Below are 21755 nucleotides of genomic sequence, written 5' to 3'. Positions count from 1 at the left end.
GCATTGATCAACGCCGACCCGATGCCCGAGCGCAAACGCTACCTGGCGTGGGGCCGCCGCATGATGCGCGAGGCCGGGTTGAGCAGTGCAAGGCCGGCCCACTCACACCCCGGCGCCCTGTTGCAGGGCCTTGGCCAACTGCGCCGCATCTACCTCAACGAGGTGCTGGGTCTGCCAGCCGAGCCCCTTCGGCAGGTCCCGGCCCCCCGCCGTATCCCGCGCTTCATCGACATCGCCGACCTGCTGCAGGACAGCCAGCAGGGGCAGAGCGTGCTGCTGCTCGAATTTCTCAGGTTTCGCTATGACGAGCTGGCCCTGGGTTTCAGCCAGTCGGCCTGCGCCAACCCGTTGCTGATGGCACACCTTGCCGGGCTGCGCGCGCAGTGGGTGCAGGGGCAGGACTATGCGCTGGGCATTGCCGAGCACCTGCAGCAGGTCAAGGCCCAGCTGCGGCGCAAACCGGTGCCGGCGGCGCTGCAGGCACTGGCCATGGAAACCTGGCAAGACCGCGAGCGCCACGGCCAGCGCCGCCGCCTGGCGGACAACTTCGCCCTGCAGGGCTACAACCTCAACGAAGAACAGCTGGCCTGCCTGCTGTTCGCGCCCTTCGTCGACCGCGGGTGCAACCTGGAGCGCTTCGTACAGGCGCGGCACCCCGGCATGCAGGCGGCGCTGCCCTACCTGCACAAGGCACTCAAGGGCGTACCCTCGCCACAGCCCATGGTGCAATGGCTGGAGGAGATCAGCGGCTTGTCCCTGAGCACGCTGCAGATGCTCTACCAGCGAGAAAGTGAAGCGGCCGCCGGTGGACGTTCGCTGCTGGCGCGGGCCCGGGATAGCGATCCGGGCCGGTTGCGCCATTGATCCGCTGAGGTTGCCAAGCTCGCCTGTCTGTATGTATAACCAGTGGATTCCTTCTGCTGGTTACCCGCTCCGTGATCGCCCATTCCGTCGCCGACCCGTTCTATTACCTGTGCAACTTTCAGCAGGTACTGGCCTGGGTGCAACTGCGCTACGCCGACCTGCTCGATGAACACGAACACGCCTTCATTCAACAGTTCGCGACGCTGGGCCAGGCCTCCCAGGCCCTGCTGGTACGCATGGTGATGCGCAAGGGTGTGATGTTTCGCGCCAGCAAGCTGACCTACCTGGAAATCGGCGCAATCGAGCCTGCCGCCGCGCCGCTGGTGGCGCTGGGCTGGCTCGACGACCAGCCGAGCCTGGGCCTGGACCACCTGTTCCAGTTGCTGCGCAAGGACGAAATCGCCCGCTGTTTCGCCGACGTGCTGGAGCGCCCGCGGGCTGCCAAGGGCGAACTGCTCGAACAGTTGTCGGCGCTGTATGCCGAGGCCAGGCCCCTGCGTCAGTGGTGGCCCGAATTCGACGAACCGGTGTACGTGCTGCACCTGCAGGCGCTGTGCGATCGTCTGCGCCTGCTGTTTTTCGGCAACCTGCACCAGGACTGGTCGGAGTTCGTGCTCGCCGACCTTGGCCTGCTGCGCTACGAGCAGGTCGCGTTCGGCGAGGATTCCCGGGCGCTGCGCGAGCGCGCCGATATCGACCTGTGCCTGGCCCTGCACACCTGTGCCGAGCAGCTCGAGGCCGGGCAGCCGGTCGAGCAGGTGCTGGCACTGCTGGACGGCCTGCAGCCGAGCAACCCGTGGCTGGAACGGCGCCGCGCCAGGTTGCTGTTCCAGCTTGGCCAGCATTGCGAGCGCAGCGGCGACTGGGCCCAGGCCCTGAACATCTACCCCCGCAGCAACCACCCCCAGGCACGCATCCGGCATATCCGCGTGCTGGAGCGCAGCGCCGATCATGCCGCCGCCCTGGAGCTTGCCAGCGTAGTGGGCGCCAAACCGGCCAACGCGCTGGAGGTCCAGGCGCTGGCGCGCATCTTGCCCCGCCTGCAGCGCAAGCTGGGCGGCCCGCCACAGCGTCGGCGCGCCCCGGCAGCGATCAGCCGGCTGGACCTGTGCCTGCCTGTCGATCTGTCAACGCTTGGCGTGGAGCAGGCGGTGCAGGTGCACCTGGCGGCCGATGACGGGCCGGTGTACTACGTCGAGAACACCCTGTTCAACAGCCTGTTCGGGCTGCTGTGCTGGGAAGCCATCTTCGCGCCCGTGCCCGGCGCGTTCTTCCACCCGTTCCAGAGCGGCCCGCTGGACCTGCACGATGCCGGCTTCCAGGCGCGCCGCGCCGAGCATTTTGCCGCCTGCCTGGGGCAGCTGGACGATGAGCGCTACCGCCACACCATCCTGGCCAACTACCAGGCCAAGCACGGCCTGCAATCACCCTTCGTGTACTGGGAACTGCTGGATGCCACGCTGTTGCAGCAGGCCCTGGACTGCCTGCCGGCGGCGCACCTCAAGCGCTGCTTCGAGCGCCTGCTGGAGGATATCCAGGCCAACCGCGCCGGCATGCCGGACCTGATCCAGTTCTGGCCCGGGCAACGGCGCTACCGCATGATCGAAGTGAAGGGCCCGGGCGATCGCCTGCAGGACAACCAGCTGCGCTGGATCGCCTTCTGCACCGAGCACGGCCTGCCCGTCGAGGTGTGCCACGTGCAGTGGGCACAGCCGGCAGCATGAGCTACAAGGTAGCGGTGCGTGCGCTGTGCGAGTTCACCGCCAAGGTCGGTGACCTGGACCTGCGCTTCACCCCGTCGCCCTCGGCCCAGGAGGGCATCACCGGCCACCGCACGGTGGTCACGCGCCGGGGCCGGGGCTATGAGTCGGAGGTGGCGCTGGAGGGGCAGTTCGAGCAGTTGCAGGTACGCGGGCGCGCCGACGGCTACAACCCGGCGCTCAACCGCCTGGAAGAGATCAAGACCTACCGCGGCGACCTGGCCAGCCAGCCCGACAACCACCGCCAGCTGCACTGGGCACAGGCCAGGGTGTATGGCTGGCTGCTGTGCCAGCAGCGAGAACTGGCCGAGGTGAACCTGGCGCTGGTGTACCTGGACGTGGACAGCGACCGAGAAACCCTGGTGGAGGCCCGCCATACCGCCGCCGAACTCGAGCAGTTCTTCATCGCCCAGTGCACGCTGTTCCTGCGCTGGGCCCAGCAGCAGATGCAACGCCAGGCCTTGCGCAACAGCGGCCTGCAGGCGCTCGCGTTCCCCCACGCCAGCTTTCGTATCGGGCAGCGCGAGCTGGCCGAAACCGTGTATAAGGCGGTAAGCACCGGCCGCTGCCTGATGGCCCAGGCCACCACCGGCATCGGCAAGACGCTGGGCACACTGTTCCCGTTGCTCAAGGCGATGGTGCCGCAGCAACTGGACAAGGTGCTGTTCCTGACCGCCAAGACGCCGGGGCGGGCGCTGGCGCTGGAGGCCGTGCAGCGGGTCATGCACGCCAGCCCCGAGCTGGCCCTGCGTAGCCTGGAACTGGTGGCACGGGAAAAGGCCTGCGAGTTTCCCGGCACCGCCTGCCACGGCGAAGCCTGCCCTTTGGCCAAGGGCTTCTACGACCGCTTGCCCGCCGCCCGCCAGGCCGCCGCGCAGCAGCCGGTGCTGGACCAGGCCCGCCTGCGCGAGGTAGCCCTGGCGCACCAGGTGTGCCCGTACTACCTGGGGCAGGAGATGGCGCGCTGGGTGGATGTGCTGGTGGGCGACTACAACTACTACTTCGACCAGAGCGCCTTGCTGTTCGGCCTGGCCCAGCTCGACCAGTGGCGGGTGGCGGTGCTGGTGGACGAGGCGCACAACCTGGTGGAGCGTGCACGCCAGATGTACAGCGTGAGCCTCGATCAATGGCAATTGAAGGCCCTGCGGCGTGATCCCCCGGCAGGCATGGCCAACGCCTTGCAGCGCCTTGACCGGGCCTGGAACGCCGTGCACAAGGACCAGGACGTTCCCTACCGCGCCACCGGCCAGTTGCCCGAGGCCTTTCTCAAGGCGCTGCAGCGTTTTGTCAGCCATGTGCAGGACAGCATGAACCAGCAGCCTGCCGGCGTCGAAGGGCCGCTGTTGCAGCTCTTCTTTCAGGCTTCGCAGTTCCTGCGCCTGTGTGAGGTGTTCGACGAGCATTTCGTGTTCGACATCAGCAAGCGCGACGGCCCGGGCCGGCGCAGCCTGTCCACCCTGTGCCTGCGCAACGTGGTGCCGGCGCCGCTGATCGGCCCGCGCATGGCCGCTGCGCGCAGCGTCACGCTGTTTTCCGCCACCCTCAGCCCACGCCATTACTACGCCGACCTGCTCGGCCTGCCGGCCGACACCGCGTGGCTGGATGTGGCCTCGCCGTTTGCCGCCGAGCAGTTGCAGGTGCGCGTGATCAGCAGTGTGTCGACGCGTTTCCAGCACCGGCAGGCGTCACTGGCGCCGATCGTGGAACTGATCGCCGAGCAGTACCGCCTCCAGCCGGGCAACTACCTGGCGTTCTTCAGCAGCTTCGACTACCAGCAGCAGGTGGCGCGGCTGCTGGCCGAGCGCTACCCGCACATCGTGCAATGGTCGCAGTCGCCCGGCATGGACGAGGCGCAGCGCAAGGGCTTTCTCGAACGCTTTGTCGAAGACGGGCAGGGCGTGGGCTTCGCCGTGCTGGGCGGGGCGTTCGGCGAAGGGGTCGACCTGCCTGGCACCCGGCTGATCGGCGCCTTCGTTGCCACCCTGGGGCTGCCCCAGGTCAACCCGGTGAACGAACAGCTCAAGCTGCGCATGGGTGCTCTGTTCGACGCGGGCTTCGACTACACCTACCTGTACCCCGGCGTGCAGAAGGTGATCCAGGCGGCCGGGCGGGTGATACGTGGCACTGAAGATCGCGGTGTGGTCATGCTGATCGACGACCGTTTTGCCGAGCCCCGGGTGCAGCGGATGTTTCCCGGCTGGTGGGCACCGCAGTACAAATAGTCGCGGCGGGCGGGATCGCCGCCGTCGCGTTGTGGTCGAAGTGCCAGTAAACTGCGTATTTTCATCACCCTGTACATCTTTACTTGAGGTTTTGCATGAAGCTCAGTCCCTTGGCGGGTAAACCGGCGCCAGCCTCCGTGCTGGTCGATATCCCCCAGCTGCTGACCGCGTACTACACCGGCCAGCCCGATGCAGGCGTCGCCATCCAGCGCGTTGCCTTTGGCACGTCGGGGCACCGCGGCAGCTCCGTGGACCTGGGCTTCAACGAAGCGCACGTGCTCGCCATCAGCCAGGCCATCTGCCTGTACCGCAAGGCGCAGGGCATCGACGGGCCGCTGTTCATCGGCATCGACACCCATGCGCTGTCGACCCCGGCGGCTGCTACCGCACTGGAGGTGCTGGCAGCCAACGGCGTCGAGGTGATGCTGGCCAAGGATGACGAGTACACCCCGACCCCGGCCATCTCCCACGCCATCATCTGCTACAACCGTGGCCGCAGCCGTGGCCTGGCCGACGGCATCGTGATCACCCCGTCGCACAACCCGCCGCAAAGTGGCGGCTTCAAGTACAACCCGCCCAATGGCGGCCCGGCCGACAGCGACGTCACCAAGTGGATCGAGGCCAAGGCCAACGAGCTGCTGGCCGACGGCCTCAAGGGCGTACAGCGCATGGCCCATGCACAGGCCCTCAAGGCCAGCACCACGCACCGTCACGACTACCTGGGCAGTTACGTCAGCGACCTGGTCAATGTGATTGATTTCGATGTGATTCGTGGTGCGGGCCTGCGCCTGGGTGTCGACCCGCTGGGCGGTGCCGGGGTGCGTTACTGGTCGGCGATTGCCGAGCACTACAAGCTCGACCTGGACGTGGTCAACACCGAGGTCGACCCCACGTTCCGCTTCATGTGCGTGGACTGGGACGGCCAGATCCGCATGGACCCGTCCTCGCCTTACGCCATGCAGGGCCTGATCGGCCTGCGCGATCGGTTCGACGTGGCGTTCGGCTGCGACCCCGACCATGACCGCCACGGCATCGTCACCCCGTCAGGTGGCCTGCTGGCGCCGAACAACTACCTGGCGGTGTCCATCGACTACCTGTTCCAGAACCGCCCGCAATGGCGCGCCGATGCGGCCGTGGGCAAGACCGTGGTCAGCAGCGGCATGATCGACCGCGTGGCGGCACGCCTGGGGCGTCGCCTGTACGAAGTGCCGGTGGGCTTCAAGTATTTCGCCGATGGCCTGTTCGACGGTTCGCTGGGCTTTGGTGGGGAGGAGAGCGCCGGCGCCTCGTTCCTGCGCAAGGACGGCACGGTGTGGAGCACCGACAAGGACGGCCTGATCCCGTCGCTGCTGGCGGCAGAGATGACCGCCCGTACCGGGCGCGACCCAAGCCAGGCATACGAGGCGCTGACCGAGGCGCTGGGCAGGCCGTTCTCCACCCGGGTGGATGCCAAGGCCACGCCGCAGCAGAAGGCCCAGTTGGGCAAGCTGTCGCCGCAGCAGGTCAAGTCGACCACGCTGGCGGGCGAGCCGATCGAGCAGATCCTCAGCCATGCGCCGGGCAACGACCAGGCGATTGGCGGCTTGAAGGTGATGACGGCCAACGGCTGGTTCGCGGCGCGGCCGTCGGGCACCGAAGACATCTACAAGATCTATGCGGAGAGCTTCGTCGACGACGCGCACCTGCAGCGCCTGGTGGGTGAGGCGCAGGAGCTGGTGGACGCTGCCATCGCCTAAAAGCTTCGCGGGTCAAGCCCGCTCCCACAAGGTTTTGCGGCGTTCGCAAACCCTGTGGGAGCGGGCTTGACCCGCGATGACGTCGGTACCTACGCCACATCCACCAGCACAATCTCGCTGTCTTGCAGCGCCACCACCCTGAGCACCTGCTAATCCTCCACCGCCACCCCGTCGCGGGCCTCGGCGCGCAGGCCGTTGACCTCGATCACGCCCTTGGCCGGCACCAGGTAGGCCCGGCGACCCGCATCGATGCGGTACTCGGCGCTTTCCCCGGCCTTCAGCGTCGCCGCCACCAGCCGCGCATCGGCGCGGATCCCCAGGCTGCCTTCATCCCCCTCGCGCCCGCTGGCCAGGGTCACGAACCCTTCGCCGCGCTCGCCCTTGGGAAACGGCCGCACGCCCCACGACGGTGCCTGGCCCACACGCTGGGGCACAATCCAGATCTGGAAGATCCGCGTGTCCACGGCCTCCACGTTGTACTCGCTGTGGGTGATGCCGGTACCGGCGCTCATCACCTGCACGTCACCGGCTTCGGTACGGCCCTTGTTGCCCAGGCTGTCCTGGTGGGTGATCGCGCCTTCACGCACATAGGTGATGATCTCCATGTCGCGGTGCGGGTGCGGCGGGAACCCGCTGCCGGCGGCGATCAGGTCGTCGTTCCATACCCGCAGCGTGCCCCAGTTCATGCGGCGCGGATCGTGGTATTCGGCAAAGGAGAAGTGATGGTGGGCATCCAGCCAGCCATGGTTGGCGTGGCCAAGGGTGTCGAAGGGGCGCAGTTGCAGCATGCTCGTGTCCTCGGTAATCAGGTGGATGGCGCTGATGATCCTCTCGATAAACATCGAAAAAAAGCGTAAATATCGGCTAAATATGATCGTTATATTCGATATATAACCTGCGGTAGTTTCGCTGTTTCGTCGCCTAATCCACTGATCTGAAAGCATTCGGCTGGTGATTTGGTCGTGATAAGGCGAACATGGCCGCTGATTGAATTGATTGCCGGAGTCGGTGTGTCACACGAGCGTCCCAAGCTACCCACGGATCTAACCCCACCCGCGCAACTGCCCTGGGTCAGACGTCTGGCCGCACGCCTGCTGGGCCGTGGCCTGAGCCGGTTGCAGGCACAGCACCGCGATTCGTGGTTCCAGGGCCATGCCAACGGCCAGCGCACCGGGCATGCCGACGGGCTGCGTGAAGGCTATGAAGAAGGGCGCGTGGACGGTTTCGAGGCCGGGCGCCAGGTGCTGGTGATCCGCGATACGCGCCCGGATGCCCACGGCGTGCCGGGGCTGGACGATGCCCTGTTCGACGACTGGCGCCTGCCGCTGACCCCCGAGCTGAAGAAGCGCTTCAAGGCCGACGTCGCTGCGCGCCTGCCGGCCCACGCCCAACCCAGCGCAGCGCAGTGGAAGATGATCTTCAGCGACACGCCGTCCACCTGCGTGATCGCCGGCGCCGGCGCTGGCAAGTCCACCTCGCTGGTGCTGCGTATCCTGTTGCTGCGCCATTACCTGGGCTTCGAGCTGGAGGCCATGACCGTGGTCACCTTCACCCGCGAGTCGCGCAAGGACTTCATTGCCCGCCTGGTGCAGGTGTTCGGCCTGTGGCAACTGGCCCTGAGCCCGGTGCAGGCGCGTGAGCTGGTGCGCACCTTCCATTCGCGCATCCTGCCGCTGGTGCGCAGCCTGCCGGGCTTCAGCCAGGTGCGGGCGTTCGAGACCCTGGGCAGCGAGCAGCCCGGGGGCAGCGAGGCGGGCGTGGACAGCAACCCGTTCGACCTGCGCATCAACGATGCCCAGCGCCAGCAACTCAACCTGTGCTACCGCGACCTGCTGCACACCAGCCCGCGGTTCGCCGAGCTGATTGCCGGGCTGCGCCGCGAAGCCCTGCAGCTCAAGGCCCTGGACCGCGACCACCCCGACGTGCAGAAGCGCGTGGCGGTGACACAGCTGTCGTCCGGGCGCGACGAAGAGCTGTGCGACGTGATCGAAGACCTGTGGTTCCAGGCGGGTGCCTGGCCGATCAAGGGTATCGAGCCCAGCCGCGAAACCGTCGAAATCAACGGCAGCCGCTTTCATTTCCACGGCCATATCGCCGAGCTGGACGCCTGGGTGGTGCTGGGTTTCGACCCCAAGGAGAATCAGCAGTACAAGCGCCCCGGCGCCAAGCTGCCGGTGTGGGCCGAATGGGTGATCAAGCGCACGCTGTTCCAGGCGTTCTGCGACAAGCCGGTGATCTGGCTGGAAAACTACGCGGCGGCCAAACGCCTCACCGCCTCGCTGGCCGGCGATGCGGTGGCCGGGCCGGGCTTTGACTACAAGGTAAAAGGCGAGCTGGGCGCGGCGCCCTTGCTGGATGCGTTCGTCGGCGCTGCCGGGTTCATCGAGAACCTGGGGCTGGATGTGAGCGTGGCGGTGGGCGGCATGAGCTTCCCGCAGGGCGACACCGACGCGCTGTTCTTCGAGGCCCTGAGCCTGTACTGGAAGGCGCTGGAGGCGCACCTGCTGGCACAGTCGCCGCCGATCATGAGCTACAACCGCATGTTCGCGCTGTTCGGCGAGAACAACCCGGAAAACCTGCGGCTGCTGCCCGACCCGATGCTGCGCCCGTTGTCGCACCTGATGATCGACGAGTTCCAGGACGTGTCGCCGCAGATCGTCTCGTGGCTGCGCGCCTGCCTGCGCGAGATCCGCCGGCGCGGCCCGGCCATGCACGTGGGGCAGGTGGCGCAGCATTCCTCGCTGCTGTGCGTGGGGGACGACTGGCAGTCGATCTATGGCTGGCGCGGCAGCTCGCCCAAGTACTTCATGGAGTTCGCCAAGCAGTTCGTCGCCCCCAGCACCACCCGCGTGATGCTGGCCGACAACTACCGCAGCCACCAGCACATCATCGATGCAGCCGAGCATATCGTTAAGTCGGCCCCGGCAATTGCCGGCAAGAAGGCCCGTGCCTGCGGCCCGGCGGCCGAGCAGCCGGTGCCGGTGATGGTGATGGAGCGCGACGAAGCCACACTGGCCCGGCAGTTGATGGACCACTACCGCGATGGCGAGTCGGTGATGCTGCTGTACCGCAAGAGCGTCGACAAGTCGGTGATTGCCGAGCACCTGCAGCCCTTGCTCAACCACGAGGCCAGCCTGCCGGCGGCGCAGCGGCGGTTCCGCCAGCTCACCTACCACAGCGCCAAGGGCCTGCAGGCCGATGCGGTGTTCATGCTCGGTGACTGCCAGCACCTGACGCGCTCGCCGTACAAGAACCAGGTGTACCGCCAGGCCGGGCTGGGCCGCGCGGGCGACCCCGAAGGCTACGACAACGCCCAGAAGGACGAGATCCTGCGCCTGGCCTACGTGGCCATCACCCGCGCGATCAAGCACTGCTACTGGCATGTGGAGACGCCGACCGGGGAGGCGGCGAACCTGCCCCGGGCGTCTGTTCAGGTGGACGGGAACAAGGCCTGCTTCGAAGACCTGCGCGGGGCGCAGCCTCAGGACGCCTCGCGGTAGGGGTTGCGTGGGTCGTGCAGCCAGTCCAGGAACGGCTTGCCGGTGTCCTGGGGCACCATCTCGATGCAGTCCTCCACCGGGCAGGTGATCTGGCACAGGTTGCACCCCACGCACTCGGCGTCGATCACCTCGTAGCGGTGCCCGCCCTCGGCCTTGACCAGGCTGGCGATGGCCTGGTGCGAGGTGTCTTCGCAGGCAATGTGGCAGCGCCCGCAGCCGATGCAGGCCTGCTGGTCGATCCTGGCGATCACCTGGTAGTTGATGTCCAGGTACTTCCAGTCGGTGGTGTGGCCCACCGCGCGCCCGCGAAAGTCCTGCAGGCTGTGGTAGCCCTGACTGTCCATCCAGCGCGAGAGGCCGTCCTTCATTTCATCGACGATGCGAAAGCCATGCAGCATCGCCGCGGTGCACACCTGCACCGAGCCGCAACCCAATGCAATGAACTCGGCGGCATCCCGCCAGCTGCCGATGCCGCCGATGCCACTGATGGGCAGCCCGTGGGTGGCCGGGTCGCGGGCAATCTCGGCCACCATGTTCAGCGCGATCGGCTTCACTGCCGAACCGCAGTAGCCACCGTGGGTACTGGCCTCGCCGACGATCGGCAGGGCGATCATGCGCTCAAGGTCGACGCTGGTGATCGAGTTGATGGTGTTGATCAGCGACACTGCGTCGGCGCCGCCGCGGTGCGCGGCGCGGGCCGACTGGCGGATGTCGGTGATGTTGGGGGTGAGCTTGACGATCACCGGCAGCGAGCGGTAGGTCTTGCACCAGCGTGTCACCTGCTCGACGTACTCCGGCACCTGGCCCACCGCCGCGCCCATGCCGCGCTCGGGCATGCCGTGGGGGCAGCCGAAGTTCAGCTCGATGCCGTCCGCCCCGGTGGCCTCCACCAGCGGCAGGATGGTTTTCCACGCGTCCTCCACGCACGGCACCATCAGCGATACGATCAGCGCGCGGTCGGGCCAGGCCTTTTTCACCTGGGTGATCTCGCGCAGGTTGATCTCCAGCGAGCGGTCGGTAATCAGCTCGATGTTGTTGATGCCCAGCACCTCGCGGTTGGGCCCGAAGTGCGCCGAGTAGCGTGACGACACGTTGACGGCGGCGGGGTCTTCGCCCAGGGTTTTCCAGACCACGCCACCCCAGCCGGCCTCGAACGCACGTATCACGTTGTAGGCCTTGTCGGTGGGCGGTGCGGAGGCCAGCCAGAACGGGTTGGGCGCCTTGATGCCAGCGAATTCGATCGACAGGTCTGCCATTTATGCGGCCTCCACGTTGAGGGTCAGTTGGGCATGGATGGCCTCGGCGGCCCGCTTGCCGTGCTGCACGGCCTGTACGGTGAGGTCCTGGCCCAGGTGCGTGCAGTCGCCGCCGGCGTACACGCCCGGCAGGCTGGTGCGCAGGTTGTCGTCCACGCGGATACGCTCGCCATCACGCTCCAGTTGCAGGGCCTGCGGGTCGCTCAGGGCCTGGCCGTCGAAGGCCTGGCCGATGGCCTTGAAGATCGCATCCGCCGCCAGTTCGAAGGTTTGCCCGGTGGTTTGCAGGCGTCCGTCCACCAGGTGCGTGCGGGCAAAGCGCATGCCGCGCACCCGGCCCTGGTCGTCGAGCAGCACCTGCTCGGGCTGGGCCCAGGTCAGCAGCCGCACCTGGTTGGCCTTGGCGATGTCCTGTTCATGCTGGGTGGCGCCCATGTCCTGCAGGCCACGGCGGTACACCAGGTTGACGTCATGGGCGCCCAGGCGGGCCATCTGTACCGCCATGTCGATGGCGGTGTTGCCGGCGCCGAGCACGATGCAGCGTTCGGCCAGGGGCAGGGTGCTCAGGTCGTCGGCCTGGCGCAGTTCGCGGATGTACTCGGTGGCGCTGAGCAGGCCCGGGGCGCCTTCGTCGGGCAGGCCCAACTGGCGGCTGGCGGCCAGGCCCAGGCCGAGGAACACCGCGTCGAACTGCTGTTGCAGCTCGCCCAGGCTGAGGTTGTCGCCCAGCACCTGGCCGTGGCGGATCTCGATACCGCCCACCTGCAGCACGAAGTCCAGCTCGCGCTGGGCGAAGTCGTCCACCAGCTTGTACTTGGCGATGCCGTATTCGTTGAGGCCGCCGGCCTTTTCCCGTGCTTCGAAAATCACCACCTCATGCCCGTGCCAGGCCAGCCGGTGGGCGCAGGCCAGGCCTGCGGGGCCGGCGCCGACCACGGCGATGCGCTTGCCGGTACTGGGCGCACGCTGGAACGGGTGCTCGGCGAACTCGGCATGATCGACCGCGTAGCGTTGCAGCAGGCCGATCAGCACCGGGGCGCATTCCTGGGCGTTGTTGCGCACGCAGGCCTGCTGGCAGAGGATCTCGGTGGGGCACACCCGGGCGCAGCTGCCACCGAGGATGTTGGCCGAGAGAATCTTGATGGCCGCGCCCTGCACGTTGTCCTGCTGGATGTTGCGGATGAAGGAGGGGATGTCGATGTCGCTGGGGCAGGCGTCGACGCAGGGGGCGTCGTAGCAGTACAGGCAGCGCGCGCTTTCCACGGCGGCCTGGCGCGGGGTGAGGGGCGGAGCCAGGTCGCTGAAATGCGTGGCGAGGGTGGCGTTGTCGTCTTGCGGGTGCGGGAGATGGTTCAAGGCGTTGATCACGGTAGTGGCCTCTTTGTTTTTTTATAGAAACCGGGGCGCTGGCGCGCCCATCGCGGGTCAAGCCCGCTCCCACCGGGATCGCACGATACCTGTGGGAGCGGGCTTGACCCGCGATGCTTTAAAGGCTCAGCGCTTGACCGCGCCGGGCCTGCACTGCTGCGCACGCTTGCTCAGCAGGTCGAACACCGCCGGGTATGCCGGCCGTTCGACATAGCGCCCGGCGCCGCGCTCGGCGCGCAGGTCGCCGTCGGCCCACACCAGCTTGCCCTGGCTGATGGTATGGCTGGGCACCCCGCGCACCGTCTTGCCTTCGAAGATGTTGAAGTCGACGTTCTGGTGGTGGGTCTTGGCCGAGATGGTGCGCGTGCCGTGCGGGTCCCACAGCACCAGGTCGGCATCGGCGCCGACCCGCAGCGCACCCTTGCGTGGGTACAGGTTGAAGATCTTGGCGGTGTTGGTGGAGGTGAGGGCGACGAAGTCCTGCATCGACAGCCGGCCGGTGTTCACGCCTTCGTCCCACAGCACCGCCATGCGGTCCTCGATGCCCGCCGTGCCGTTGGGGATACGGCTGAAATCGTCACGCCCCGCGGCCTTCTGCTCGGCGCAGAAGCAGCAATGGTCGGTGGCGGTGGTATGCAGGTTGCCCGATTGCAGCCCGTGCCACAGGGCCTCCTGGTGCCCGCGCGGGCGAAACGGCGGGCTCATCACATAGCCGGCCGCCGTCTGCCAGTCGGGGTGCTGGTACACGCTGTCGTCCAGCAAGAGGTGCCCGGCCAGCACTTCGCCGTACACCGGCTGGCCCTTGGCGCGGGCATAGGTGATCTCGTCCAGCGCCTCGCGGGTGGACACGTGCACCAGGTACAGCGGGGTGCCGAGGGTTTCGGCAATGCGGATGGCACGGCTGGCCGCTTCGCCTTCCACCTGCGAAGGGCGCGACAGCGGGTGCGCTTCGGGGCCGGTGATGCCCTGGGCCAGCAGCTTGCGCTGCAGGTGGTACACCAGCTCGCCGTTCTCGGCATGCACCGTGGGCACCGCGCCCAGCTCCAGGCAGCGCTCGAAGCTGCCGACCAGGGTGTCGTCGGCGGCCATGATCGCGTTCTTGTAGGCCATGAAGTGCTTGAAGCTGTTCACCCCGTGGTGGTTGACCAGCTCGGCCATTTCCTCGCGCACCTGCTCGCTCCACCAGGTGATGGCCACGTGAAAGCCGTAGTCGGCCGCCGATTTCTCGGCCCAGCCGCGCCACTGGTGAAAGGCTTCGAGCAGCGATTGCTGCGGGTTGGGGATCACGAAGTCGATGATCGAGGTGGTGCCGCCGGCCAGGCCGGCGGCGGTGCCGGTGTAGAAGTCCTCGCTGGCCACCGTGCCCATGAAGGGCAGCTGCATGTGGGTGTGGGGGTCGATGCCGCCGGGCATCAGGTACTGCCCGCTGCCATCGAGCACGGTACAGCCGGCGGGGACGTCGAGGTTGTGGCCGATGGCCTGGATCAGGCCGTCTGCGCAGTACACGTCGGCCGGGTAACTCTCGTCATGGGTAATCAGGGTGGCGCCACGAATCAAAAGCGTCATCACGAAGCTCCTCGCAGGCTTGACCGGTTGCTACCGGCTCTAGATTTTTGTCGTGATCGGCGCCGGAGTAATCCTGTCATCGCCGTCAAGAATTGAATCTAGTTGGCGATCCGGGATTGGGCAAGATTATTTTTTATATGCTTATTCTGTTTTCAACTTATTGAAAAATAAGAATAAAACCTCTTTTTACGGGTTAGGAGAGGTTTCTGGCGAGTCCTGTCTTGCTTGACAGGATGCGTAAATGGTCAAGATTTCTCAGATCACCTGACCGTGATTGCCTTACCTGCACGCGCAAGACTCCGGCGCCTCATCGCGAGGTGCACATAACCAGAAAAGTGGAGCGGCCAATGCACCAGACCCGATCGCAAGTGAGCGAGCGTGACGGCTTGTTCGAGCTCGACGCCGGCACCGACGTCCTCGACAGCCCTCGCTACAACCATGACATCGCCCCGACCAAGGTGGGGCAGCGCACCTGGAACAAATGGCACATCACCGCACTGTGGGTCGGCATGTCGATCTGCGTGCCCACCTACACCCTGGGCGGGGTGCTCACGGCGTATTTCGGCCTGACGGTGGGCGAGGCGCTGCTGGCGATCCTGCTGGCCAACACCATCGTGCTCATCCCGCTGACGCTCAATGCCTTCCCCGGCACCAAGTACGGCATCCCGTTCCCGGTGCTGCTGCGCTCCTCGTTCGGCATCATCGGCTCCAACGTGCCGTGCCTGATCCGCGCGCTGGTGGCGTGCGGCTGGTTCGGTATCCAGACGATGTTCGGCGGGCTGGCCATCCACCTCTTCCTGGGCTCGTTCTGGCCGGAATGGAAGGCGCTGGGCGGCACCGGCGAGGTCATCGGCTTCATGCTGTTCTGGTGCCTCAACCTGTGGGTGGTGCTGCGCGGCGCCGAGTCGATCAAGTGGCTCGAAACCCTGTCGGCACCGCTGCTGGTGCTGGTGGGTGCCGGGCTGCTGGTGTGGGCGCTGCCCAACGTGTCGTTCAGCGAACTGCTGGCGCAGCCGCCCAAACGCCCCGAAGGCGCCAGCGTGACCGGCTACTTCTTCGCCGGGCTGACCGCCATGGTGGGTTTCTGGGCCACGCTGTCGCTGAACATCCCGGACTTCAGCCGCTATGCCCGAAGCCAGAAGGACCAGATCCTGGGGCAGATCTTCGGCCTGCCGCTGACCATGTTCCTGTTTGCCGCGCTGGGGGTGGTGCTGACTGCTGCCTCGGCCTCGCTGGTGGGCGAGACGGTGTCCGACCCGGTGAGCCTGATCGGGCATATCCAGAGCCCGCTGTGGGTGGCGCTGGCCATGGCGCTGATCATCATCGCCACTCTGTCGACCAACACCGCGGCCAACATCGTTTCGCCCACCAACGACTTCCAGAACCTGGCGCCCAAGTGGATCGGGCGTACCACCGCCGTGCTGCTGACCGGGCTGGTGGGCCTGCTGCTGATGGCCCATGAGCTGCTCAAGAAACTCGGCCTGATCGTCTCGGACGTGAGCCTGGAGTCGGTGTATTCCAACTGGCTGCTGGGCTATTCCAGCCTGCTGGGGCCGATTGCCGGGATCATGGTGGTGGACTACTTCCTGCTGCGCAAGCAGACCCTCGACCTTGCCGGGCTGTACCGCGACGACGTGTACCCGGCCTGGAACGCGACCGGCTTCATCGCCTTCGGCGTGCCGGTGGTGCTGACCTTGTTGTCGCTGCACAGCCCGGCGTTCAGCTGGTTCTACGACTTCGGCTGGTTCACCGGCTCGGCGCTGGGCGGGGTGATCTACTACGCCCTGGGCAGCCTGAAGGGCGCGCGTGCCACCAGCCTCAAACCCACCGTGTAACCCCACGGCCCGCAGAGGCCGGCCAAGCAGGAGATGCTCATGCAAACCGCTAAGGACGTTCTGCAAAGTACCCAGGCCCACATCGATGGCCAGCGCCTGTGGCAGTCGCTGATGGAGCTGGCGCAACTGGGTGCCACCGCCAAAGGCGGTGTATGCCGCCTGGCCCTGACCGACCTGGACCGCCAGGCCCGCGACCTGTTCGTGCAATGGACCGAGGCTGCCGGCTGCACCGTCAGCGTGGACGGGGTGGGCAACATCTTTGCCCGCCGGCCCGGGCGCAACCCGCAACTGCCGCCGGTAATGACCGGCAGCCACATCGACACCCAGCCCACCGGCGGCAAGTTCGATGGCTGCTTCGGGGTGCTGGCCGGGCTGGAAGTTCTTCGTACACTCAATGACTTGCAGATAGAAACTGAGGCGCCACTTGAGGTTGTGGTGTGGACCAACGAGGAGGGCTCGCGGTTCGCGCCGTGCATGATGGGCTCGGGCGTGTTCGCCGAGAAGTTCACCCTTCAGGAGACGCTGGCCAAGCGCGATGCCCAGGGCGTGAGCGTGGGCGAGGCGCTGAATGCGATCGGCTACGCCGGCACCCGCGCGGTCAGTGGGCACCCGGTGGGCGCCTATTTCGAGGCGCATATCGAGCAGGGGCCGATCCTGGAGGACCAGCGCAAGACCATCGGCGTGGTGCTCGGCGCGCTGGGGCAGAAATGGTTCGACCTCACCCTGCGCGGTGTCGAGGCCCACGCCGGGCCGACCCCGATGCACCTGCGCAAGGACGCCCTGGTAGGCGCCAGTGCGGTGGTGGCGGCGGTCAACCGCGTGGCTCTGGAGCATCAGCCCCATGCGTGCGGCACGGTGGGCTGCCTGCAGGCGTACCCGGGCTCGCGCAACGTGATCCCCGGCGAGGTGCGCATGACCCTGGATTTTCGCCACCTGGAGCCGGCGCGGCTGGACTCGATGATCGCCCAGGTGCAGGAGGTGATCGCCGCGACCGCGCAGCAGCACGGGCTGACCTACACGCTGACGCCCACCGCGGACTTCCCGCCGCTGTACTTCGACAAGGGCTGCGTGGAGGCGGTGCGCAGCGCGGCGCAGGGGCTGGGCATGTCGCACATGGACATCGTCAGCGGGGCCGGGCACGACGCGATCTTCCTGGCCGAACTGGGCCCGGCCGGGATGATCTTCGTGCCGTGCGAGGGCGGCATCAGCCATAACGAAATCGAGAATGCCGACCCCAAGGACCTGGCGGCCGGGTGCGCAGTGCTGCTCAGGGCGATGCTGGCGGCGGCGCACGCGGTGGCGCAGCGTGAAGCTGCTTAACTACATGAGGTTGTTGACTTATCTGATTGATATATATGAAATAAAAATCACAACTTAAAGTGGTTTCTAGGTTGTGGATGTTGGTCTCTTCGCCGGCAAGGCCGGCTCCTGCAACGCCAGTAGGAGCCGGCCCTGCCGGCGAAGGGTTCACCAGGCCCGGCAACAGCCCAGCGTTTTTTTGTCGATTGCCCGGCGCAGCCTGTATAAACTGCACGCCACCTTGCTGGTCGCTACCTGAACCGGCAGCTGAAACAAGAGAGTCGAGATGGGCGCACAGTGGAAAGCCAAGCATAGAGAAGTAGCAGCCAACGCCAAGGGCAAGATCATGGGCAAGCTGTCCAAGGAGATCCAGATCGCGGCCAAGGCCGGTGCCGACCCGGACATGAACCCGCGCCTGCGCCTGGCCGTGGAACAGGCCAAGAAGGCCTCGATGACCAAAGAGACCCTGGAACGCGCCATCCGCAAGGGCGCGGGCCTGGATGGCGACGCGGTGCAGTACCACCACGTTACCTACGAAGGCTTCGCCCCGCATCAGGTGCCGCTGATCGTCGAATGCCTGACCGACAACGTCAACCGCACCGTGGCGCAGATTCGCGTGCTGTTCCGCAAGGGCCAGCTGGGCGCTTCGGGTTCGGTGGCCTGGGACTTCAACCATGTCGGCCTGATCGAAGCCAGCCCTGAAACCCCTGATGCCGACCCGGAAATGGCCGCCATCGAAGCCGGTGCACAGGACTTCGCGGAAGGTGAAGAAGAGGGCTCGACCCTGTTCATCACCGACACCACCGACCTGGACGCGGTACAGAAGGCCTTGCCGCAACAGGGCTTCAAGGTGATCTCGGCCAAGATCGGCTACACCCCCAAGAACCCGGTCAGCGGGCTCAGCGACGAGCACATGGCTGAAGTCGAGGCATTCCTGGAAGCCATCGACGACAACGACGACGTGCAGAACGTGTACGTCGGCCTGGCGGGCTGATAACCCACTTCGCCGGCAAGGCCTGCTCCTACGCCTCTTGCAGGAGCCGGCCTTGCCGGCGAAGCACACGTTCAACCTGCGCAAAATCCGGCCTTGCCAGCACCTGCGGCTGAACACAGCTCGCCTGCAGGTCCGCCAGTTCCTCTGACGCCTCCCCGCAACACGCCAGCAGTTCCCCCAGCAACACCCCGAACGCCCGCACCTCGATACGCTGCAATGCGTCTGCTGCAACACTGCCATCCTGCGCAAAGAACGATGCCGCGCCAAAGTCCCCGAGCACCGCGTTGCCCTGTGCATCGCACAGGATGTTGTGCGCGTACAGGTCGCCGTGGGTGATGCCGCGCTGGTGCAGGTGCGCTGCGACCGACGCGATGGCCGTCGCCAGCCGGGTTGCGGCTTGCAGGCCAAGGCACAGGTCAGGCGGGTAGACGTCTCGGGTGCAGGTTTGCAGGCTGGGCGGCCCGGCCAGGGCAGACAGGTGGGTGCCCACCAGCGCCATCAGCAACCCCGGCACCTGGTGCGGGTGGTTGGCTACCTGCCCCAGCAGCGGGATCAGGTTCGGGTGGGCGCCAGCTGCCACGCACGCCTGCATTTCGTTGAGCGGCGAGCCATCGCTGGTCATCTGGCCCTTGTACAGCTTGAGCGCCGCCTTTCGGCCCGCCACCTGCACGCGGTGAATCACCCCGGAGGCGCCCTGGCCCAGCACCTCGCCCAGCTCTAGGGCGTGCCAGTCGATGGCGTCGCACCGGCCCGGCGCCTGCGGCGCCGCAAGGCCCTGGGGCAAGGGGTTGCCGGCATACGCCAGCCACGCCAGGCGGGGCATCGTCAGCAGCCACTGGGGCAGTTCGCTCAACCGGTTGGCCGACACCCGCAGCAGTTCGAGCCGCTGGCACCGCGCAAGGCTGGCCGGCAGGGCGCGCAGGCGGTTGCCCGCCAGCATCAGCTTTTGCAGCTGCTGGCAGTCGCCCAGTGCGTCGGGCAACTGTTCAAGGCAATTCTCGGTCAGCACCAGTGCCCGCAGGTTGGGGCCCAATGCGGCGGCCGGCAGGTGCGTGATGCGGTTGTTGCGCAACCCGACCATTTCCAGGCGCAGGCACTGGCCTACGCTGGCCGGCACCTCGGTGAACCGGTTGTGGGAGCAGAACAGCACCTTGAGCCGGTGCAGCCGGCCCAGGTCATGGGGCAGGCTGCTCAACGCATTGCCGCTCAGGTTGAGCACTTCGAGGCTGTCGGCCAGTTCGAAGATCTCATCCGGGAACTGCGTGAGCCCGCAGCTCAGGTCGAGGCGGGTGGCACCTGCCAGGCGGCCGCGCCTGAGGTCGTCGAGGGTGTGCATGAAGGGGCTGCAAGGACAATGAAGACGGCGGCGATGATACCCGACTTAAGTACCATGGCAGGCGCGCAATTGGCGTCCATACTCGATATTCGCCCTTTTAATAACAACAAAGTTCAGGGTTACCGATCGATGACTTACCAGCACAGCTACGACCGCTCCATTGCCGACCCCGCCGCGTTCTGGGCCGAACAGGCTGACCACCTGGCCTGGTACCGCAAGCCTGCGCAGACCCTTGTGGCCAACCCCGACGGCACCCACCAGTGGTTTGCCGACGGGCAACTCAACAGCTGCTACCTGGCTCTCGACCACCAGATCGAGCAGGGCCGTGGCGAGCAGACCGCACTGATCTACGACTCGCCCGTCACCGACACCCGCCAGACCTACACCTTCGTGCAACTGCGCGACGAGGTGGCGCGCCTGGCCGGCCTGTTGCGCGAGCTGGGGGTGAAGCAGGGCGATGGGGTGATCATCTACATGCCGATGGTGCCGCAGGCGGCCATGGCAATGCTGGCCTGCGCCCGCATCGGCGCGGTGCATTCGGTGGTGTTCGGTGGCTTTGCCGCCAACGAGCTGGCCCTGCGCATCGACGATGCGCGGCCTGCGCTGCTGCTCACCGCCTCCTGCGGGCTGGAGTTCGACCGCGTCATCGAATACAAGCCGCTGGTGGACAAGGCCCTGCAACTGGCCACCCACCAGCCGCGCCAGGTGCTGGTGCTGCAGCGCCCGCAGGCCCGCGCCGAGCTGCGCGAAGGCCGCGATCTGGACTGGCAGGCGGCAGTGGCTGCGGCCAGCCCGGTGCCACCGGTGGCCTTGGCCGCAGGCGACCCGCTGTACATCATGTACACCTCCGGCACCACCGGAAAACCCAAGGGCATCGTGCGTGAGAACGGCGGCAACGCCGTGGCGCTGCGCTTTGCCCTGCGCCATATCTACGGCATGCAGCCGGGGGATGTGTGGTGGGGCATCTCCGACGTGGGCTGGGTGGTGGGGCACTCGCTGATCGTCTACGGGCCGCTGATGAACGGCTGCACCACGGTGTTCTACGAGGGCAAGCCGATCCGCACCCCGGACGCTGCCGCCTACTGGCGCGTGGTGGAGCAGTACCGGGTCAACGGGCTGTTCTGCGCACCCACGGCCATGCGCGCAATCCGCAAGGAAGACCCGCAGGGCGAGCTGTTCAAGCGCCATGACCTGAGCTCGCTGCGCCAGATCTTCCTGGCCGGGGAAAAACTCGACTCCAGCACCCATCAATGGCTGGAGGCGGCCAGCGGCAAGGCCGTGCACGACCACTGGTGGCAGACCGAAACCGGCTGGCCGGTGACCGCGCCCTGCGTCGGGCTGGAAGGTTGCGGGGTGCGTCCGGGTTCGAGCAACCGCGCCGTGCCGGGTTACCACGTGCGCGTGCTGGACGACGACGGGCACCTTCTGGGCCCCAACGAGCAGGGTGCCATCGTGATCGCACTGCCGCTGCCACCCGGCTGCAGCCAGACGCTGTGGGGCGACCATGCGCGCTACCTGCAGGCCTACCTGCACAGCCACCCCGGCTACTACCACACCGGCGATGGCGGCTACCTCGACGAGGACGGTTTCGTCTACATCATGGGGCGCACCGATGACGTGATCAACGTGTCCGGGCACCGGCTGTCCACCGGCGAGATGGAAGACCTGGTGGCGCGCCACCCGGCGATTGCCGAGTGCGCGGTGGTGGGGGTGCGCGACGAAATCAAGGGCCAGGTGCCGTTGGGCCTGGTGGTGCTCAAGGACGGGGTCAGCCTGAGCGAGCAGCAGTTGCAGGCCGAACTGGTGGCCAGCGTGCGCGAGCAGATCGGCGCGCTGGCCTGCTTCAACCAGGTGCGGGTGGTCAAGCGCCTGCCCAAGACCCGCTCGGGCAAGATTTTGCGGGCGGTGCTGCGCAAGATCGCCGACCACCAGCCCTACGCCCCGCCCTCGACCCTGGACGACCCGGCCGTGCTGGCCGAGATCGAAGGGGTGCTGGCCAGCCTGGCGCGGGCCAGCTGA

Annotated in this window: 13 protein-coding genes and 1 pseudogene; 9 read left to right on the top strand and 5 right to left on the bottom strand. The window is 66.7% G+C overall.

The genetic code is table 11. The annotated features are described in order from the left end of the window. The 4 genes and pseudogenes from JZZ72_RS16840 to pgm form a co-directional block, all read left to right on the top strand. Positions 1 to 864: pseudogene (locus JZZ72_RS16840) on the top strand (hypothetical protein); the annotation flags it as partial. Between the two features lie 71 nt (positions 865 to 935). Then, the gene (locus JZZ72_RS16835; protein ID WP_210014736.1) at positions 936 to 2588 is read left to right on the top strand and encodes a VRR-NUC domain-containing protein; all 1653 of its coding nucleotides are present in this window, start codon (positions 936 to 938) and stop codon (positions 2586 to 2588) included. Next, positions 2585 to 4846 (top strand): ATP-dependent DNA helicase, encoded by a 2262-nt coding sequence (locus JZZ72_RS16830; RefSeq protein ID WP_210014735.1) that lies wholly within the window; start codon positions 2585 to 2587, stop codon positions 4844 to 4846. Before JZZ72_RS16835 ends, JZZ72_RS16830 begins: the two co-directional genes overlap by 4 nt. 95 nt (positions 4847 to 4941) lie before the next feature. Continuing rightward, on the top strand, positions 4942 to 6582 hold the full coding sequence (gene pgm, locus JZZ72_RS16825) for a phosphoglucomutase (alpha-D-glucose-1,6-bisphosphate-dependent) (protein ID WP_210014734.1): 1641 nt from the start codon (positions 4942 to 4944) through the stop codon (positions 6580 to 6582). A 149-nt stretch (positions 6583 to 6731) separates the two neighbouring features. Here pgm and JZZ72_RS16820 read toward each other — a convergent pair whose 3' ends face one another. Then, positions 6732 to 7370, bottom strand: coding sequence for a pirin family protein (locus JZZ72_RS16820; protein ID WP_210014733.1), 639 nt, complete (start codon positions 7368 to 7370; stop codon positions 6732 to 6734). A 222-nt stretch (positions 7371 to 7592) separates the two neighbouring features. Between JZZ72_RS16820 and JZZ72_RS16815 the strand changes: the two genes are divergently transcribed. After that, on the top strand, positions 7593 to 10082 hold the full coding sequence (locus tag JZZ72_RS16815; protein WP_081315098.1) for a UvrD-helicase domain-containing protein: 2490 nt from the start codon (positions 7593 to 7595) through the stop codon (positions 10080 to 10082). On the opposite strand, the gene preA is transcribed toward JZZ72_RS16815, so the two are convergent. The 3 genes from preA to hydA all read right to left on the bottom strand — a co-directional run bounded on the left by preA (position 10064) and on the right by hydA (position 14272). After that, on the bottom strand, positions 10064 to 11338 hold the full coding sequence (preA, locus tag JZZ72_RS16810; RefSeq protein WP_210014732.1) for an NAD-dependent dihydropyrimidine dehydrogenase subunit PreA: 1275 nt from the start codon (positions 11336 to 11338) through the stop codon (positions 10064 to 10066). The genes JZZ72_RS16815 and preA overlap by 19 nt on opposite strands. After that, entirely contained in the window at positions 11339 to 12706 is a 1368-nt protein-coding gene (locus JZZ72_RS16805) for an NAD(P)-dependent oxidoreductase (protein WP_043863979.1), read from the bottom strand. It abuts the gene before it with no gap. Between the two features lie 126 nt (positions 12707 to 12832). After that, the gene (gene hydA / locus JZZ72_RS16800) at positions 12833 to 14272 is read right to left on the bottom strand and encodes a dihydropyrimidinase (protein WP_054914390.1); all 1440 of its coding nucleotides are present in this window, start codon (positions 14270 to 14272) and stop codon (positions 12833 to 12835) included. Positions 14273 to 14619: 347 nt separating this feature from the next. On the opposite strand from hydA, the gene JZZ72_RS16795 reads away from it, so the two are divergent. The 3 genes from JZZ72_RS16795 to JZZ72_RS16785 all read left to right on the top strand — a co-directional run bounded on the left by JZZ72_RS16795 (position 14620) and on the right by JZZ72_RS16785 (position 18400). Next, positions 14620 to 16107: an NCS1 family nucleobase:cation symporter-1 gene (locus JZZ72_RS16795; protein ID WP_043863977.1), complete on the top strand. Its 1488-nt coding sequence runs from the start codon at positions 14620 to 14622 to the stop codon at positions 16105 to 16107. 39 nt (positions 16108 to 16146) lie between these two features. Continuing rightward, positions 16147 to 17427 (top strand): Zn-dependent hydrolase, encoded by a 1281-nt coding sequence (locus tag JZZ72_RS16790; RefSeq protein WP_210014731.1) that lies wholly within the window; start codon positions 16147 to 16149, stop codon positions 17425 to 17427. A 265-nt stretch (positions 17428 to 17692) separates the two neighbouring features. After that, positions 17693 to 18400 (top strand): YebC/PmpR family DNA-binding transcriptional regulator, encoded by a 708-nt coding sequence (locus JZZ72_RS16785; protein ID WP_043863975.1) that lies wholly within the window; start codon positions 17693 to 17695, stop codon positions 18398 to 18400. Between the two features lie 28 nt (positions 18401 to 18428). Here the strand turns inward: JZZ72_RS16785 and JZZ72_RS16780 are convergent, their stop codons facing one another. Continuing rightward, positions 18429 to 19736, bottom strand: a complete 1308-nt coding sequence (locus JZZ72_RS16780; RefSeq protein ID WP_104572535.1) for a leucine-rich repeat-containing protein kinase family protein — start codon at positions 19734 to 19736, stop codon at positions 18429 to 18431. A gap of 129 nt (positions 19737 to 19865) precedes the next feature. On the opposite strand from JZZ72_RS16780, the gene JZZ72_RS16775 reads away from it, so the two are divergent. Further along, a complete protein-coding gene (locus JZZ72_RS16775; RefSeq protein ID WP_210014730.1) occupies positions 19866 to 21755 on the top strand; it encodes a propionyl-CoA synthetase in 1890 nt (629 codons plus the stop codon).

The sequence above is a fragment of the Pseudomonas palmensis genome, assembly GCF_017848315.1.
In the GTDB taxonomy this organism is placed as follows: domain Bacteria; phylum Pseudomonadota; class Gammaproteobacteria; order Pseudomonadales; family Pseudomonadaceae; genus Aquipseudomonas; species Aquipseudomonas palmensis.
This window is presented reverse-complemented; position numbering and strand designations above follow the sequence as displayed.